The 17028-nt window shown below is 46.1% G+C and carries 12 protein-coding genes and 4 tRNA genes; 8 read left to right on the forward strand and 8 right to left on the reverse strand.

Annotated elements, in window-relative coordinates:
• Positions 1-278: 278 nt before the first annotated feature.
• The 5 genes from H9626_RS02785 to tilS form a co-directional block, all read right to left on the reverse strand.
• The gene (locus H9626_RS02785; RefSeq protein WP_191709511.1) at positions 279-980 is read right to left on the reverse strand and encodes an AbgT family transporter; all 702 of its coding nucleotides are present in this window, start codon (positions 978-980) and stop codon (positions 279-281) included.
• The gene (locus H9626_RS02790) at positions 970-1695 is read right to left on the reverse strand and encodes a DUF5932 domain-containing protein (protein WP_191709512.1); all 726 of its coding nucleotides are present in this window, start codon (positions 1693-1695) and stop codon (positions 970-972) included. The genes H9626_RS02785 and H9626_RS02790 overlap by 11 nt, the downstream gene beginning before the upstream one ends.
• A 16-nt stretch (positions 1696-1711) precedes the next feature.
• Complete coding sequence (locus H9626_RS02795; RefSeq protein WP_191709513.1) at positions 1712-6124, reverse strand: DUF5112 domain-containing protein; 4413 nt, start codon at positions 6122-6124, stop codon at positions 1712-1714.
• A gap of 93 nt (positions 6125-6217) precedes the next feature.
• Entirely contained in the window at positions 6218-6394 is a 177-nt protein-coding gene (locus H9626_RS02800; RefSeq protein WP_178256576.1) for a BF3379 family histone-like protein, read from the reverse strand.
• A 95-nt stretch (positions 6395-6489) separates the two neighbouring features.
• The gene (tilS, locus tag H9626_RS02805; RefSeq protein WP_191709514.1) at positions 6490-7788 is read right to left on the reverse strand and encodes a tRNA lysidine(34) synthetase TilS; all 1299 of its coding nucleotides are present in this window, start codon (positions 7786-7788) and stop codon (positions 6490-6492) included.
• Positions 7789-8125: 337 nt separating this feature from the next.
• On the opposite strand from tilS, the gene feoB reads away from it, so the two are divergent.
• The 6 genes from feoB to H9626_RS02835 all read left to right on the forward strand — a co-directional run bounded on the left by feoB (position 8126) and on the right by H9626_RS02835 (position 11214).
• Positions 8126-10591 carry a ferrous iron transport protein B gene (gene feoB / locus H9626_RS02810; protein ID WP_191709515.1) on the forward strand — a complete coding sequence of 822 codons (2466 nt, stop codon included), beginning with the start codon at positions 8126-8128 and terminating at the stop codon, positions 10589-10591.
• Between the two features lie 20 nt (positions 10592-10611).
• On the forward strand, positions 10612-10767 hold the full coding sequence (locus tag H9626_RS02815; RefSeq protein WP_191709516.1) for a FeoB-associated Cys-rich membrane protein: 156 nt from the start codon (positions 10612-10614) through the stop codon (positions 10765-10767).
• Between the two features lie 83 nt (positions 10768-10850).
• Positions 10851-10922: transfer RNA gene (locus tag H9626_RS02820), tRNA-Cys, on the forward strand.
• A gap of 28 nt (positions 10923-10950) precedes the next feature.
• Positions 10951-11022: transfer RNA gene (locus tag H9626_RS02825), tRNA-Cys, on the forward strand.
• A gap of 13 nt (positions 11023-11035) precedes the next feature.
• Positions 11036-11108 (forward strand) — tRNA-Lys (locus H9626_RS02830).
• A gap of 30 nt (positions 11109-11138) precedes the next feature.
• Positions 11139-11214, forward strand: a tRNA-Lys gene (locus H9626_RS02835).
• 170 nt (positions 11215-11384) lie between these two features.
• Here H9626_RS02835 and H9626_RS02840 read toward each other — a convergent pair.
• Genes H9626_RS02840 through H9626_RS02850 form a run of 3 tightly spaced genes read right to left on the reverse strand, consistent with a single transcriptional unit; the run spans position 11385 to position 13814 of the window.
• Complete coding sequence (locus tag H9626_RS02840; RefSeq protein ID WP_178256584.1) at positions 11385-12572, reverse strand: class I SAM-dependent rRNA methyltransferase; 1188 nt, start codon at positions 12570-12572, stop codon at positions 11385-11387.
• Between the two features lie 2 nt (positions 12573-12574).
• Positions 12575-13198: a 3'-5' exonuclease gene (locus H9626_RS02845; RefSeq protein ID WP_178256585.1), complete on the reverse strand. Its 624-nt coding sequence runs from the start codon at positions 13196-13198 to the stop codon at positions 12575-12577.
• Positions 13199-13211: 13 nt separating this feature from the next.
• The gene (locus H9626_RS02850; protein ID WP_178256586.1) at positions 13212-13814 is read right to left on the reverse strand and encodes a DUF5063 domain-containing protein; all 603 of its coding nucleotides are present in this window, start codon (positions 13812-13814) and stop codon (positions 13212-13214) included.
• A gap of 113 nt (positions 13815-13927) precedes the next feature.
• Here H9626_RS02850 and H9626_RS02855 point away from each other — a divergent pair, with 113 nt between their 5' ends.
• Together H9626_RS02855 and lolA1 are read left to right on the forward strand one after the other, a co-directional pair.
• On the forward strand, positions 13928-16408 hold the full coding sequence (locus H9626_RS02855; protein ID WP_225230862.1) for an FtsK/SpoIIIE family DNA translocase: 2481 nt from the start codon (positions 13928-13930) through the stop codon (positions 16406-16408).
• A complete protein-coding gene (gene lolA1 / locus H9626_RS02860; RefSeq protein WP_178256588.1) occupies positions 16401-17015 on the forward strand; it encodes an outer membrane lipoprotein periplasmic chaperone LolA1 in 615 nt (204 codons plus the stop codon). The genes H9626_RS02855 and lolA1 overlap by 8 nt, the downstream gene beginning before the upstream one ends.
• The last annotated feature ends 13 nt before the right edge of the window (positions 17016-17028 follow it).

Here is a 17028-nt window from a genome sequence, read left to right on the forward strand (position 1 = left end):
TTTCATTTTGCGAACAAATATAACGCTTTCAGATGAAACAAGAAAAAGATTACAGAAAGTTTAGAAACTGTTTTGAATTTCTCCAAAAAGTTTTTCTCGTCTTGATGCATTCGTTTTCGTGTGTGCTTTGAGCGATTTTTTGGTCCTTTCCGCTTCTGTTCTTCGTCAGATAGCCCGCTATCTTCCTCATCACACAAGCGAAAATGCCTCAAAAACTCATCCCAAATCATCGCACGATAAATTCAAAACAGTTTCTTAGAGCCTATTAAATTTTGCTCTTACTTTCTTTCCGGCGATTCAATCAGGGGAAGAAGCGAACAAACGAGGTAGGCGGCGCAGAACACGCCGTCGGGAACTCCGACGCAGGCGAGAAGGTGCGTATAATCTAAAGCAGAAAAGAACAGGGTGACAAAAAACAACGTGACGAAAAAGGTGGGGCGGCGGACAAAAAGGCAGGACATGCCGCGAACGATGTCTTTGTCCGAGCGATAATAATCGGCTACGCAGGCATAGACTATCGCCATCAGCGACATGCCTAAGGAGATGACACACCATATCCCTTTCGCCAGCGGAGAATCTTCTAACGTACCGATGACATTGCGCACGATTCCCCACGGCCCCCACGCCAGCACTCCACAGGCGGCAGCGTAGATACCTCCCACCACCAGCGCCATCCATAGTCCGCGCCGCTCTTTACGGAAAAGACTGTGCTTGCCCGAACAGACTCTCCACAGCGACTGCCCCAAGCCGGAATCTGCCCAAAGTCCGGCCCCGAAGAAAAGAATCAATGCCGGAAGCAGTACGGGCGAGTGCAGATAGTTGTCGGCAAGGCTGCGGAGCGCCCACCGGAGCCCTTCCGGACTCAGCAGATTCTGAACGCCCTGCCAGTCGTAAATGCTTCCAATCCACGATACGAAAAGCACAGCCAGCGTAAGCAGCATATAGCATGAGGCAAGTCGGATAAAACCTTTAGTCTTCATCGGGTTCCAGATTATCTATATCCAAAATGCGGAGTTCGAAAGCCCGCGTTACAAGACGGCAGGCATTTACACCGGTACGCTCATCGGGACGGAACAGACGGTTTACCAAGTCGTTCTGCCGTTTCTCAATCGACTTCACTCCGAAAGGCATTGCCTTCAGATTGGTTATCATTTCTTTCGTATACCCCAAAGCCAAATGACGCAGCAAGCGTTCATCGTATTCGTCGATGTCGTACTCGATGATGGCTTCCTGTCGACGCTGTTCTGTCTCCACCGCTTGCTTGAAACGCTCTACTATCTTCTCCAATATCGGATAATTGAAGACCAGTTTCTTGCCGTCCATTACCGCCTGCACATCGGTTGCCGTCAGCAGCTCACCGGTTTTCAGTATGATTCCGTCGGCACCTGCATTCAGTACATCTACCCACAGCTTTTCGTTCAGAATCTCTCCGGTAAATATCAGCACTTTCAGCTCCGGGCGTTCGCGATGCAAACGGGCACAAATGTCTACACCGATGGTAGTGGAACCTCCCAGACCTAAGTCAAGCAACACCAAATCGGGCGTACAGGTTTGGAGCAACGTCCAAAAGTCGGCTTCGGTCATAGCCGTACCTATCACTTCGGCATTGGGTATCTCATGGCGAAAAATCTCCTCCGTTCCTTTCAGCTCTAACTTAACGTCTTCTACTATGATTACTTTAAACTTCTTTTCCATATCTATAAACATCTGATTAAATTCGTTTCTGACTGAGCGGGACTGTGAACCATACGGTAAAGCCCTCCCCTGTTGCCGGCGAAGCATTGATGCGGCATCCGCGACGTCCGGCATAATCGTCATGCTCGCGGATAATTTGTTTGCATACCAAGTATTCCGTCCCTACAAGTGTACCACTGCTACCCGCCGGACACATACGCGATTTATCGGGATAAAACAAAGCGTTCAGGGTTTCTTGCGTATAGACACGTCGGCAGTCTGTAAAATCAAAACGGGCAAATCCGTTCTCGTTCCGTACCGAAAGTTTCAGTTTGCCCGGATGAGCATATCGCACTGCCTCCTCAAGCAAATTGGCAAGAAGGAAGCGTAATAAGACTTCGTCTCCAATTACCGTCAGCGATTCACAGTCGACTTCCATTTGTATCTCTACCTGCTGTTTCCGTATCAGTTTCTTCAGATACTTCCCGGCATACTCTGCCAAGCCCTGCACCTTTACTTCCGAACGGCGGAAAGTTACATCATCTAACTGGCGTGCCGCACAAGCGGTAAGCAGTGTGAATACATCTTTATAATAGCCAACCAATTCTGCCATCGCTTCAAGCTGGGTATCTGTTTCCGCTTCCGGAAGTCCGTCGTCCATCCGCTCCAATATCTGCTTGATGCGATTCGGATAATACATTGTTTCGTGTTTGATGGTAGACAAACAGTTATCAAGCACCATATTCTGAACATGGAGTTGGTTTTCTTCGAATCGGGAGCGCCGCGCATCGTCTTCCGCCAACTCAATGTCGCTGTACTTACGCCGCACCTGAATAATGGTATGATATAACACAACACTCAGATAACCCGTTACCAGCTCTACCGCCAAACGGTCTTCTTCACGGGTAAACGGACGGAAAAGGTTCAGAGCCAGTACGCCGATGCTTTGTTTTTCATCTCCCGACTCTATCCACAACGGCAGGCAGCTCCATCCGATATTCTCCGTCCATTGCGGAATTTGTTTGTCGAAACATTGCTGAACAGAATCGGCAGACTCATTTTGGTTTTCTTTTTCCGGGAAACAATAAGTATAGCGCAGGGAGTGAGATTCATCGTCATACGCTGCCAAGACCATATTGTCGATAGGAACCAACTCTTTCAGTTCGCCGAATATACCGGTCAACTGTTCAGGACGTATAGCCAACTCACCCTTCTCACTCCAAGCTGCCGAAGCGGAAAATATGGCTCGGTTTATAGCGAATACCTGCTCCATATTATAGCGGTAATACAGTCGCCTGCGCACGTAAAGTACATAATACGCCGAAAGACACGCCAACACCGAAAGAATAAACACTACTAAAGCAATCCATTTATTATTTGCCGATTGCTGCATCTGGAGGCAATATTCTTCCAACGAGGTGTCTTTGCTTAATTTCTTATATAGTACAGTATAGGCATTGTTATTATAACGATAAACACGAAAATCTTTTACTGCCAGTGCTGCAACAGCGGCTTCGTTTCTTACATCGAGCAGTATGTAGTAATCGGTAACAAAACCTTGAGCCAGCCATGTTTGTTCTGCCGGTTCACTTTTACTGTATAAGCTGAGCATGGGAGTGCGACTGCCTGAGTAATGAGCGTGATGCGTATTCATATAATGGAATACACTGTCTGCCAGCATCAATGCCTCCTGATAACGCCCATTTACATTGCAGTCGTAAACTAAATTAGCGTAATTATTGGCTTTTACCAGCAAGCTGTCATACTCCATTACAGGGGCAGCCGCAGTCTTGTCTCCCGCCTGACCGGAACAGGCTGTACCCATCCACGAGAACAGAAACAGCAGTCCCACGCCTATGCTTTTGCGGATTCCTTTAGGCAAGCGGAAATAAAAGCGGCTGCCTTTTCCCAATTTGCTTTCGATACTGAACAAACAAACATTGAAAATCGGATTCGTTTTACGATATTTCTCAATAATTCCTTTACAGTTCATCAACCCGAATCCGTGCCCTTTCTGTTTGCGCAGACCGGAAGCATCTGTAGCTGTGGATAGACCTATTGACGATGAATCGTAAACCTTACTGTCTAATATCAGGGAAATGTCATCAGCAGACAGCCCCGGCCCGTTATCGGTTACTGATATCTCGACATAAGTATCGGTTTCTTCGGCTTTTACTTCGATACATCCACCTTCGGGCGTATATTTCCGGGCGTTTTCTGCCAACGTATTTATCATGAACAAGGTCAGCGACTTGTCTGCTTTCACCACGGCTTGTGTAGGCACAACCGTTAGTTGCTGGTGCTTCTGTTCAAAAGTACGTCGGCCCTTTGCTATTACCGAAAAAAGTTCATCCAAACCGAAGTTCTCTACGCTCAAGCTCAGCTCTCCCTGTCTCATTTTGATCCAGCAAGCCAAGATGTCGTTATATTCATTGATTTTGGTTATCAGTTCGCTGATGTAATCCAACTTTCCCCGGCGAACGTCTTTTGCCTGTGCATAAGCAAACGACTGCAATTTGTGTATTTCGTTTACCGTACGGTCGATGTAGGGCAATATCCCCGTAACAATGGAAAGACATGCTTTCTTTACTTCGTTCTGACACTTATATTCCGCCAGTCGCTGCTCGTGAGCATAAAGTTCTTTTTCCAATCGTTTCCGTTCGTCGCTCAGCAATACGAAATTCATTCCGTTTTCGAGCGTCCATGCCAGATAGGGAAGCAACAGGCGGATATATGCTTCTTCTTCCTTTCGCAACTTCTTGGAACGGAACAGGAAAAGTTTTCCCACCGGCTTTTGCTTGCCGGGAGATACCAATTCAAAAGTCAACTTGTTTTTCGTTTCGGACACATCTTCTTCCGCTGATTCTTCGCCGTCTAACACCACATGCAGGCCGGTAGCACCAAACATTTGCAACAAATCATCTTTTACCGCCCTGAGTACGGCATCCTTCACCTCATCCCTGTCTGCCGCATCAGCAGGAACTCCCCCGGTTATTTTCCGGCAAAGCGTCAAGAGGTGTTTCAGTTTCTGAAGATAAAGGGTATTCCGTTTTTTTCGGTAAATGCTCAGTCCGATAAACAATGCGGTCAGAACGATAAGGCTTAGCACCACGAGCATCAGCATGGCATTCAGCAAACGAGACTCGTGCTTCAGCGTCTGATAGCGGCTCTCCAGCTCTTTGTCTTGGCGCGTATAGTCCAGAATATCCAGATATACATTCCGGTTGTAATCCGATTCCTGCTTGCAGTCCATCGCCGCGTAAGTACGGCTCAACTGTTCGCGCAGGCGGGCTATCCACTCCGGAACGGTTTTGATTCCTTCATCGTTTATCCACGCAAGCTCTACCGATGCGGGCGCATTAGGAACAAACGTGCGCAGGCGGTCGAGTGTATCTTCGCAATGGTAATATTTTTCATGGTGGAGGTTTACGTAATCCAATGCTTTTTTCAAATTCGCCAAGGCCTTTTCAGGCTTTCCGGCATGGTTATAATAAGTGGCAATCGTACGATAAGTACCTGAAATCTGATACCAGTCGCCGTAACGTTTGAACAGCTGCAAGGCGTTTCGTGCGTATCGCAGCGGAAGGCTGTCAAGCTCTATGTTATCGGGGTTGATCAGCCGCAGCAGTCCAGAACGTTTTTCTTCCACCAACTTTCGGTTGCTTCTGAAATTCAGCAACTCGGCTATTGCCTGCATAGCATTGGCTTCGAAATAAACATAACCGCCTACGTGACCCGCTTGCAGACAATCGAGCAGATAGCCCAGCTCGCCCAACACAATTTTTTCCGGCGAATCGGCCTCGTACATTCCCCCCGAACCGCGCATATACAGATAGTAAAGCCATTGGGAAGTATCGCCCCACAATATCTCTTCGGGGATGGCATTAATGGCTTCCAACGCCTCTTTGTCTTGCTGCAAATAATAATAGTAGATGCCCGATACGATATAAAACTCCGATATTCCGTAATTCAACCGCTTCTGCAACCACTCATCGGTAATCGAGGAGCGGTCTTCGTCGATGCGTTTCATGCGGTGAAGAGCACGGTTGCGATAGTCGTAGAACTCTTTGTTCATTGATGTCCGCTGACAAATTTTCATCATGCCCACATCGGCTATCAGGTGTTCGATTTCGTTTCTTCCCGTGCGGGCAGCTTCGCGGTACAGGCGTGCAGAGTGTTCAAAGTCCATTTGCATGAAAGCACAGAAAGCCAGGTTGTTCAACGCCTCCGCCCGTCCGTCGGAATAATCGGCAGACAAGCGGAATGCCTGTTTTGCCGCCTGCAACGAGGCATCCAGATTTTTATAGCGTACCTCGTATGCCTGACGGTTCAGCGAGTCGGTTTCCGCAGCAAGACGATTTGCCTCCCCCCTGCCTCCACACGCCGGAAGCAGTGCGCCGCACACCACCGCCGCACACAGCAAGTTCCAAACATACTTAGCCACTATCATATAAGTCCTAATATATATAAAGAAAGAGAGATTGTATCGGAATCAGAAACTCTGACGAGATACAACCTCCCTCCATTCAGTGTTGGTATGACTTTATTTTTTTGATTCTTCCAAAGATACTTTTCTAAATTCTTTCAACACTTTTTCCAATTCCAAAGATGCTTTACGCGCACGGGTTCCCGCTGCTTTATTTCCTTTTCCAGCCTGTAACTCTGCGTCTGCAACCAATGCCTCAGTCATTTCTTTGATTTTTGCAATTAATTCGTTCATAGTTTCTTAAATATTTAATTAAACATATCCAAAGTAAATACAATTCGCTCAATGTAAAGCATCGGCAGCTTCTTTTTTTACATCTTTTAATACAACTACCTGTCTTTTATTGCAAAATCTACATGCAAAAGCAAAATACGCCGTGTTTCCGTAGTTACACGATAGCGATTATCCGTCCGTTCGTTTACTAACCATACGATTTCTCCGCCGCTGCAAACCACGTATTGTTCTTCTTTGCGGAATACGGAAAACTTCTTATCGAGCATGTAATCGCGCACTTTTTTAAAACCTTTCATCCCATAAGGAACAAACCGGTCTCCCGACTGCCATTTACGGAGCGTCAGCGGCAGGGTTACCTTGTCGGCATCCAAACAGGCATAAAGCGGGTTGCGCAGAAAGGCCGGTGCCGACTCGGCAGGAATCACTTCTTGATGTAATACGGGAGATTGTTCGTCCCACTCGCCGCATTGTTTCCATATCAGTTCGCTACGGTCGCACAACAACACTTTGTCACCGGCATAAAACAACTTGCCCGACTGCCCTTTCAAACATGCCCCATAAATATCTTTCAGTTGCGAGGCGTTAAATCCCAACGGATAAAACAATTCGTACAACACAGCTTGGGGAGATGTCTCCCGCAACAGAGCCGATATGCTGACACGACGTTCGCCCACTTTCACCCGAACACAAGCCTCTGCCATTGCCGCATGATAAACATCCGCCACGTCCGACAGCCTACGTGCTGTTTCGGCTATGGCTTCTTTCACCGAAGGATTAATACTTTCAAGCATGGGCAATAGGTTCAGCCGCAATTTATTCCGGGTAAACTCATCTTCCAGATTCGTACTGTCGGTTACGTACGGCTGATTCAGAGAAGACAAATATGTCAATATTTCTTCCCTGCTCACACTTAATAGCGGGCGGACTATCACCCCGTTTTTAGGACGAATACCGCGCAAGCCGTCAATCCCTGTTCCGCGTGTAAGATTCAGTAAAAAAGTTTCCACGCTATCGTCTCGATGATGAGCCACAGCCACCACACTTGCTCCGATATCCCGGCGCACTTGCTCGAACCACCCGTAACGCAATTCGCGTGCTGCCATCTCGATGGAAATGCCTTTCGAAGAAGCATAACCAGCCGTATCAAAATGGGTTACATGGAGCGGTACACTTAACTGCTCCGTCAGTTTACGCACGAAATTTTCATCGCGCACCGACTCTTCGCCGCGCAGATGGAAATTGCAATGGGCTGCCTCGCACACGTATCCGGCATGAACCAAAACTCTGAGCAGCGCCACCGAGTCGGCACCTCCGCTCAAAGCCACCAATATCCGTTCGCTTTTACCGAACAGTTGTTTCTCTTCAATATAAAGTATCACTTTTTTACCAAACATATCCGGGCTTTTATCTGATTATCCGAACAAAGTTACACTATTTTCGGATAGGCGGCAACTGATGGCTGAAAAAGTGCTTAAAACGCTACCCATAGAACCGATGAACACTATGGGAAGAACCGGGCAACACTACCGTTAGAAATGACCAACACTAACGGTAGCGTTTTCGGGGGCATGACGGCACCTGATTCCTGCCTATGCTTGAGTAAGCAAACGGGGCATTTTATAGTACCCGGCACATACAGAAACATCCCAACATATTATTTAAAAACAATCTAAATTATTTGCATAACAACAAGCAATCGTCTATATTTGCAAGCAAAATAAAAACAGAACTATGAGATTGTCAGAATTACAGACGGGAGAAAGAGGAATTATCATCAAAGTCTTAGGACATGGAGGCTTCCGTCGGCGCATCATCGAAATGGGGTTCATAAAAGGGCAGGCAGTAGAAGTATTGCAAAACGCTCCGCTGAAAGACCCCATAAAATACAAGGTCATGGGGTACGAGATATCCTTACGCCGACAAGAGGCATCCATGATTGAGGTTGTAGGCGAAGAAGAAGCACGAAACACAAACAATGAAGCTATCGATTATCACCGCCCCATATCCGAATCCATCCCCGTAACGGAGGAGGAAATGAAAAAAATAGCGCAAGGCAAACGGCGTACCATCAACGTTGCGCTGGTAGGAAACCCAAATTGCGGAAAAACATCGCTGTTTAACGTGGCTTCCGGTTCGCACGAGCATGTGGGCAATTACAGTGGGGTAACAGTCGACGCAAAAGCAGGACATTTCGAATTTCAGGGATACAGTTTCCGACTTATAGACCTGCCGGGCACGTACTCACTCTCGGCTTACAGTCCTGAAGAGCTTTACGTACGCAAACACATCATCGAAGAAACACCCGACGTTATCATCAACGTGGTAGACGCCGGCAACTTGGAAAGAAACCTTTACCTGACAACGCAACTCATCGACATGAATGTGCGCATGGTAGTGGCGCTGAACATGTACGACGCGCTGCAACGCAGCGGAAACACCTTAGACATCAAACACCTCAGCCGGTTACTGGGCGTACCGATGGTTCCTACCATCAGCCGCACCGGAGAAGGCATCGACAATCTGTTCCACGTAATCATCGGACTGTACGAGGGGGCAGACTTCATGGAGCAGAAACAGGAAATACAGAATGAGGTATTGCGGGAGTTCCGCGAATGGCACGACTCGTACGTTCCCGACCATAAATTCGAAGGGGATGATTTTGAGACGAAAGGTTATATCCGGCATATCCATATCAACCACGGGCCGGAACTTGAACGAAGCATCAACGCTGTGAAAAACGAAATCTGCCGGAACGAAAACATCCGGTACAAATACTCTACCCGCTTTTTGGCAATCAAGCTGTTGGAAAACGATAAAGACATCGAGCTACGGGTTATTTCGCAACTGCCCAATGCCCAAACCATCATTCAAACACGCGACAAGGAAGCCCGACGATTATATAATGTACTCAATGAGGACAGCGAACAAGCCATCACCAATGCCAAATACGGCTTTATAACAGGTGCGTTGAAAGAAACTTATACCGATGTCCACCAGAATAAAGAAATGTTTACTCACATCGTCGATAACATCGTGACACACCGCATCTGGGGCTATCCTATATTCTTCATCTTCCTTTACATCATGTTCGAAGCGACATTTGTACTGGGTGAATACCCCATGCAGGGAATCGAATGGATTGTTGAAAAAATCGGGGTACTGGTCGAAACTTTCATGCCCGACGGCTCACTGAAAGACCTGATAATCGACGGAATCATCGGCGGAGTAGGCGGCGTTATCGTATTTCTGCCCAATATCTTGCTGCTCTATCTCTTTATATCGTTTATGGAAGATTCCGGATACATGGCGCGTGCCGCTTTTATCATGGACAAAATCATGCACAAAATGGGGCTGCACGGCAAATCATTTATCCCGCTGATTATGGGGTTCGGATGCAACGTGCCTGCCATCATGGCATCGCGCATCATAGAAAGCCGTAAATCGCGCTTGGTAACGATGCTGGTAAATCCGCTCATCTCTTGCAGCGCCCGCCTGCCCATTTATTTAGTCATGATTGGAGCGTTCTTCCCCAACAACGCCAGTCTGGTACTGCTTACCATCTATGCCGTGGGCATCCTGCTGGCAGTGCTCATGGCGCGTATCTTTGCCAAATTTATTGTAAAGGGAGACGATACGCCTTTTGTAATGGAACTTCCCCCCTACCGTATGCCTACCTGCAAATCGGTGTTGCGCCATACGTGGGAAAAAGGACAACAATATCTGAAAAAGATGGGAGGCATCATCATGATAGCTTCTATCATCATCTGGTTCTTGGGATATTACCCGAACCATGCCGAATACCAAACCGTGGCCGAACAGCAAGAGAATTCTTACATCGGACAAATAGGTAAAGCCATCGAACCGGCTATCGAACCTCTTGGATTCGACTGGAAGATGGGAATAGGCATCCTGTCGGGGGTAGGCGCCAAAGAACTTGTGGTAAGTACGCTGGGCGTTCTGTATACAAACGACGGCGATGTAGACAGCGTGAACTTGGCAGACCGCATTCCGATTACGCCACTCGTAGCCTTCGGTTACATGCTGTTTGTTTTGATTTACTTCCCCTGCATAGCCACCCTTGCTGCCATCAAACAAGAATCGGGCAGCTGGAAATGGGCTTTATTTGCCGCCGGTTATACCACCGCTTTGGCATGGATAGTAGCTTTCCTTGTCTACCAAATAGGAAGTTTGTTTTAATAAATAGATAAAAAGTCATCATGGGAATACAAGATATCATCGTACTGATCATTGTTTCTTGCTGCGTACTATATGCAGCAAGAAACATAGTTAAAACATTCACACGCAAAAAGAAAGGCGTATGTAACTGCGGATGCGGATGCTCCGGATGCGCTATGGCTCGAAAGAAAAAATGAGTTTTTTACGTCAAAGGTATTGCAGATTTCAAAAATAGTTGTACCTTTGCATCGCGTTTGAAAAACGAGAGCGCCGAAAGTTCGGTTCCTTGGATGAGTGGCTTAGTCAGCGGTCTGCAAAACCGTGTACGGCGGTTCGAATCCGCCAGGAACCTCGAACGAACATAAACACAAAACCGTAATGGTTCCTTGGATGAGTGGCTTAGTCAGCGGTCTGCAAAACCGTGTACGGCGGTTCGAATCCGCCAGGAACCTCAAACGGCAGAATGCACTCTTAGCTCAGTTGGTAGAGCAACTGACTCTTAATCAGTGGGTCCAGGGTTCGAATCCCTGAGGGTGTACGAAGGAAATTTGACAAATTTATAGTGGATGCACTCTTAGCTCAGTTGGTAGAGCAACTGACTCTTAATCAGTGGGTCCAGGGTTCGAATCCCTGAGGGTGTACCAAAGCCGTGAGGTCAAGAAAGAAAAGAAGGTGTCTGAAAAAGATGCCTTCTTTTTTTGTTATGCCGCCAATTCATCATCCATGCTTATGCACAAAAAAAAATCTATTCCATAAAGACAGGGATGTTATGGAATAGAATTTTCAAAAACAAATGAAAAGAGAAAACGCGGATTTACTCTACATATAAAACCAATCCTTTCAAGTATTCACCTTCGGGGTGGTAGATGTTTATCGGATGGTCGCCCGGCTGGGTGAGCTGATGAAGGATACGGACATTACGACCGCTCTGGGCGGCTGCCGTAAACACCGCATTACGGAAGTCTTGCTTGCTGACCACCTGCGAGCAAGAGAAAGTGAACAGGATACCACCCGGACGAATCTTCTCGAATGCCTTTGCATTGAGTTTCGTGTAACCGCGCAATGCGTTACGTAATGCGTCCCGGTGTTTGGCAAAGGCGGGCGGATCGAGTATTATCAAATCGTAACGGTCGCCCATATTATCAAGAAATTTAAACGCATCTTCGGCGTATGCTTCATGACGCTTATCTCCGGGAAAGTTGAGCTCCACATTTTTATTGGTCAGGTCGATAGCCTTAGCCGAACTGTCTACCGAATGTACCAACTTTGCCCCACCACGCATAGCGTAAAACGAAAAACCACCGGTATAGCAGAACATATTCAATACGCTCCTCCCGTTGGCGTAACGCTCTAACAACGCACGGTTTTCACGCTGGTCGACGAAGAAACCTGTTTTCTGCCCCTTCAGCCAGTCGACATGAAACTTCAAGCCGTTTTCCATCGCCACGTTATCCGGACTGCCTCCTTTGATAAACCCGTTCTCAGTGGCAAGCAAATCGGCTTTAAAAGGCAAAGTAGTTTCCGACTTATAATAAATATTCTGAATCACATCACCCATTACTTCAGTCAGTGCATCGGCTATTTCCATGCGATAGATGTGCATACCGGCAGAATGAGCCTGCATCACGGCTGTATGATTATAAACATCGATAATCAAGCCCGGCAGGTTGTCGCCTTCCCCATGAACCAAGCGATAAGTGTTGTTCTGCGGATTATCAATCAGCCCGAGCGCGCGGCGCAAGTCTTTTGCCACACTTAACCGGCGTACCCAATAAGCACGATCTATTACCTCCTGACGGAAACTGAGTACACGCACCGCAATGCTACCTATCTGAAAATGTCCGCACGCTATAAATTCTTTTTTAGACGTATATACATCTACCACCTCTCCTTCTTCGGGTTCGCCCTCTACACGGGCAATCGCTCCCGAAAACACCCACGGATGGAAACGTTTCAAAGATTCCTCTTTACCGGGTTTTAAATATACTTTCTTATAAGCCATAATCAAAGTTGTTCGTTAGTTACGATTTTATAATTACCATGCTGGCGCAGTTCTTCCAGATATTCATAGATACGAACGCAAGCCCAAGCATCAGTAGCTGCATAGAGTTGTTGCGCTTCGGTCAGTGTATCAGCCTCCCAATTAGACAAGCGTTGACTTTTAGAGACTTTCTCATGAAACAACAAAGCGTAAATTTTCTGCAAGCTCTTTTCTTCTATGCCAAAACGAGGAACATAATCCTGCAACTCTACCCAGTTTCCTTCACGCGGATCTTTCTGATTACGCTTACGAAGCATGGCAAAGTCATCTTTTAAAGACAAACCGACCTTCAGGACATCATTTTGCAGAAAATCTTCCAGAAAGTCCGGCAAACCTATCCGGTTCAAGCGAAAAAGGAAACAGGTATCATAGGTAGCTATCTGCAAAAGAGCAACCTTGTTGACAGCTCCTTTCCGAAAAGACGGACGTGTTTCTGTATCTATCCCTACAACGGAATGTGTATTCAAATAAGTTACAGCCCGCTGAGCATCTTCTTCGGTGTATATCACGAAGATACGTCCGCCGAAAGCTGCTTTCGGCAAAGCAGCCACAACTTTTTTATCTATTTTATTTCGTATTTCAATCATCCAAAATCAGCTTTTATTCATCTTCTCCCATATCAAGTCCCTCATACAGTTCATCTTCCGTACAAGTGTCTTCATATTCAGTATCCTCTTCATCTTCTGCAGGCGTACTATATTTTACTTCATGTAACGCCCGCATGACATTTACCAGACGCTGCCCCCAAAATTCAGCAAAAGCATCGCGCACGACTGCCAGCGCATCGTTCATCGTTCTATCCAGCCCTAACTGATATACACAAATAAAATCCTTCAGTGCCTGATAGATATCCGCCAACCCCTCAGATATACTTTGCTTGATTGGCGTATCGCTGTACATCATATCGTCAAGAAATACTTCCAAGTAATCATCTCTATCCCCCATCAACGCAGAGACCGACACGCGAAGTTGCTCGTAATCAGCCTCGGTAACAAATGTTTCGGGCGGGAACTCATCTATTTGCTCACACTCAGGCAGCAAAGAGGCTTTCAAGTAAAGCAGAGGTAAAAGTTTAAGAGAAGTATCAACAAACTCTCGTCGTTTCAATCGGGAAGCACGCTCCAAGAAACCACACATCTCGGCAGCCACGGTTACAAACTCGACAGTATTTTTGTCAAATATCGGTTGAGTATTATTTTCCATAAATAATATTGGTTAGGGCGCAAAGGTACGAAAAAAATTTTTCAGTTCTACTTTTATTCGTACATTTGCATAAATCTTAAAGATAAAGCATTTCAACAAGACAAATGAAAACAATGAATGATATTAAAAGCGCAACTGAAAAATCTATCAGCCCTAAAAAGGTAATTACTGCCATTAAAAGCGAAACGGCGCACTTTGTGATAGGTCTGTTATGTGTTATTTTCGGTGTTTATTTGTTATTAGCATTTAGCTCATTCTTTTTCACGGGCGGAAACGACCAAAGTATCTTAACGCATCCTGAAGGAAACGAATTACTGGAAACCGGTAACAAAATACAGAACTACGCCGGAGCAAGAGGGGCACAGCTTGCCCAGTATCTGATTAATGACTGCTTTGGTATTCCGGCTTATTTTATCATTGTGTTTCTAATCGTGGCCGGTATGAGATTGATGAAAGCATACCAATTCCGGTTGCAGCGATGGTTTGTAGGCTGTACGGTGGTTATGATTTGGACCTCCATTACGCTGGGATTTGCATTCGACGGAACATTTGAAAACTCTTTTATTTATCCGGGCGGACTTCATGGTTATAACGTAAGCCAGTGGATATGTTCACAAATAGGTACACCGGGACTGATTCTCGCTTTGTTCGTAACAGCTGTGCTTTTCGCCACACTAATCACACGTGAAACAATGCCGTTCATGCGCAAGGTTTTCCACCCTACTTTACGCAAACAGAGTCAGGCTCACTCCGAAGAAGTAAAGGCAGAAAGCGACAACAAGAATCGGGCTGACAAAAAAACAATGACTGAAACGCCCGTACAAACTCCAAACGATATAAAAGTTGAGCCTCAGACCAACGTTTCTCCTACTGAAGAGGCAACAGAAACTTTTCCTGAAATCCCCATGACCATGCAGGAAACCAAAGAAACGGAATCTGACGTACAGGTAACAGCTCAAGAATACAGCCAACAGGAAAATGTAAAAGAAGAATCTGACGAGCAAGACGAACCGCTCTTCGAAATTGACCACACACCAACTGACGAGGTGGAAGATGTTACGCACAGAGATGTTACGCAGCCTTATAATCCCCGACTCGATTTAGAGCACTATAAGTTCCCTACCCTCGACCTGCTCAATACTTATAATGATAATGAGCCTACCATCAACATGGAGGAACAGAATGCCAATAAAGACCGTATCATCCGGGTATTGCGCAGTTTCGACATCGAAATAAGCTCCATCAAGGCAAGCGTAGGCCCGACCATTACATTATATGAAATAACTCCGGCAGAGGGAGTGCGCATCTCGAAAATACGTAATCTGGAAGACGATATTGCATTAAGTCTTTCTGCATTGGGTATCCGCATCATTGCTCCGATTCCGGGTAAAGGAACCATCGGTATCGAAGTGCCAAATGCCAATCCGCGCATTGTCCCGATGAGCAGCGTATTGGCGAGCAAGAAGTTTCAGGAAACAACATTTGAGCTTCCCATTGCTTTGGGTAAAACCATCACAAATGAAGTGTTCATGGTTGACCTTGCGAAAGCCCCTCACATGCTGGTTGCCGGTGCTACAGGTCAGGGTAAATCAGTAGGACTGAACGCCATCGTTACCTCCCTGCTCTACAAAAAGCATCCCAGCGAACTGAAGTTTGTTATCATCGACCCCAAAAAGGTAGAGTTTGCCATTTATGCGCCGATAGAAAAACATTTCCTTGCCAAACTGCCCGATGGAGAGGATGCCATTATTACGGATGTTACAAAAGTGGTACAAACGCTGAACTCGCTCTGTGTAGAGATGGATACCCGATATGATTTGCTGAAAAAGGCAGGCTGCCGTAACATTAAGGAATACAACAACAAGTTCATCAACCGTCAGTTGAACCCCGAAAAAGGACATCGGTTCATGCCTTATATCGTTATCATCATTGATGAATTCGGCGATTTGATAATGACAGCAGGCAAGGAAGTTGAATTGCCTATTTGTCGCATAGCCCAATTAGCTCGTGCGGTGGGTATTCACGCCATTATCGCAACCCAGCGTCCGACTACGAATATCATCACCGGAACCATCAAAGCGAACTTCCCGGCGCGTGTGGCTTTCCGCGTGGCTTCCATGATGGACTCTCGTACAATTCTTGACCGCCCGGGGGCACAGCAGCTGATTGGTAAGGGAGATATGCTTTATTTGCAGGGAAATGACCCGGTGCGTGTACAGTGCGCTTTTGTCGATACGCCGGAAGTAGAAAGAATTGCCAATTATATCAGCGAACAACAGGGTTATCCTACGGCATTCATGTTGCCCGAATACGTAGACGACAGTGCGGATTCCGGAGGAGCGGCAGAGGTTGATATGAACCGCCTCGACCCGTTGTTCGAAGATGCTGCCCGACTGGTTATTTATCACCAACAGGGTTCTACATCGCTCATCCAACGGAAGTTTTCTATCGGTTATAACCGGGCAGGACGAATCATGGACCAACTGGAACATGCCGGAATCGTGGGTGCTGCCAACGGTAGCAAAGCGCGCGATGTTCTTTGTATGGATGAAAATGATTTGGAAATGCGCATGAACAGCTTAAAAAATGAATAAAATGAATCGAATTTATACTTTATTTTTCTTACTAATGCTGACATTATCTTTATCAGCACAGCAAGATACAAAAGCAAAAAACATCTTAGATAAAACGGTTGAAAAATACAACCAGTCTAAAGGGATAAGCGTTATTTTCGGAGGCTCACAAAGTGGAAAACTACTTTTAAAAGGAGAAAAATTCCAATTAACTACCCAAGACGTAACGACTTGGTTCGACGGGCAGACGCAATGGAGCTATCTGAAACAAAATGAGGAAGTAAATATCAGCACTCCTACTCCCGAAGAATTAAGAGCCATCAATCCTTATGCGTGGTTATCTCTTTATAAGCAAGGATTTAACTACCGTTACTCAGGCGTCAAAACACGGGAAGGCAAACAAGGCCATGAAATTGTCTTGACTCCTCAAACGAAACAAGATATACAGAGCATAACACTCTTGATTGGTTCGGATTACGAACCGATTTATATCGGAATCTTACCAACGGAAGGACAGATGCAAGAATTCATTGTACACAATTATCGTACACAATTAAATTTGAACGATAATGCTTTCCGTTTTGATAAGAGCAAATATCCCAATGCTGAAATTATTGATATGCGATAAATTAATATTCATA

It is taken from the genome of Phocaeicola faecium, assembly GCF_014837055.1.
In the GTDB taxonomy this organism is placed as follows: domain Bacteria; phylum Bacteroidota; class Bacteroidia; order Bacteroidales; family Bacteroidaceae; genus Phocaeicola; species Phocaeicola gallinarum.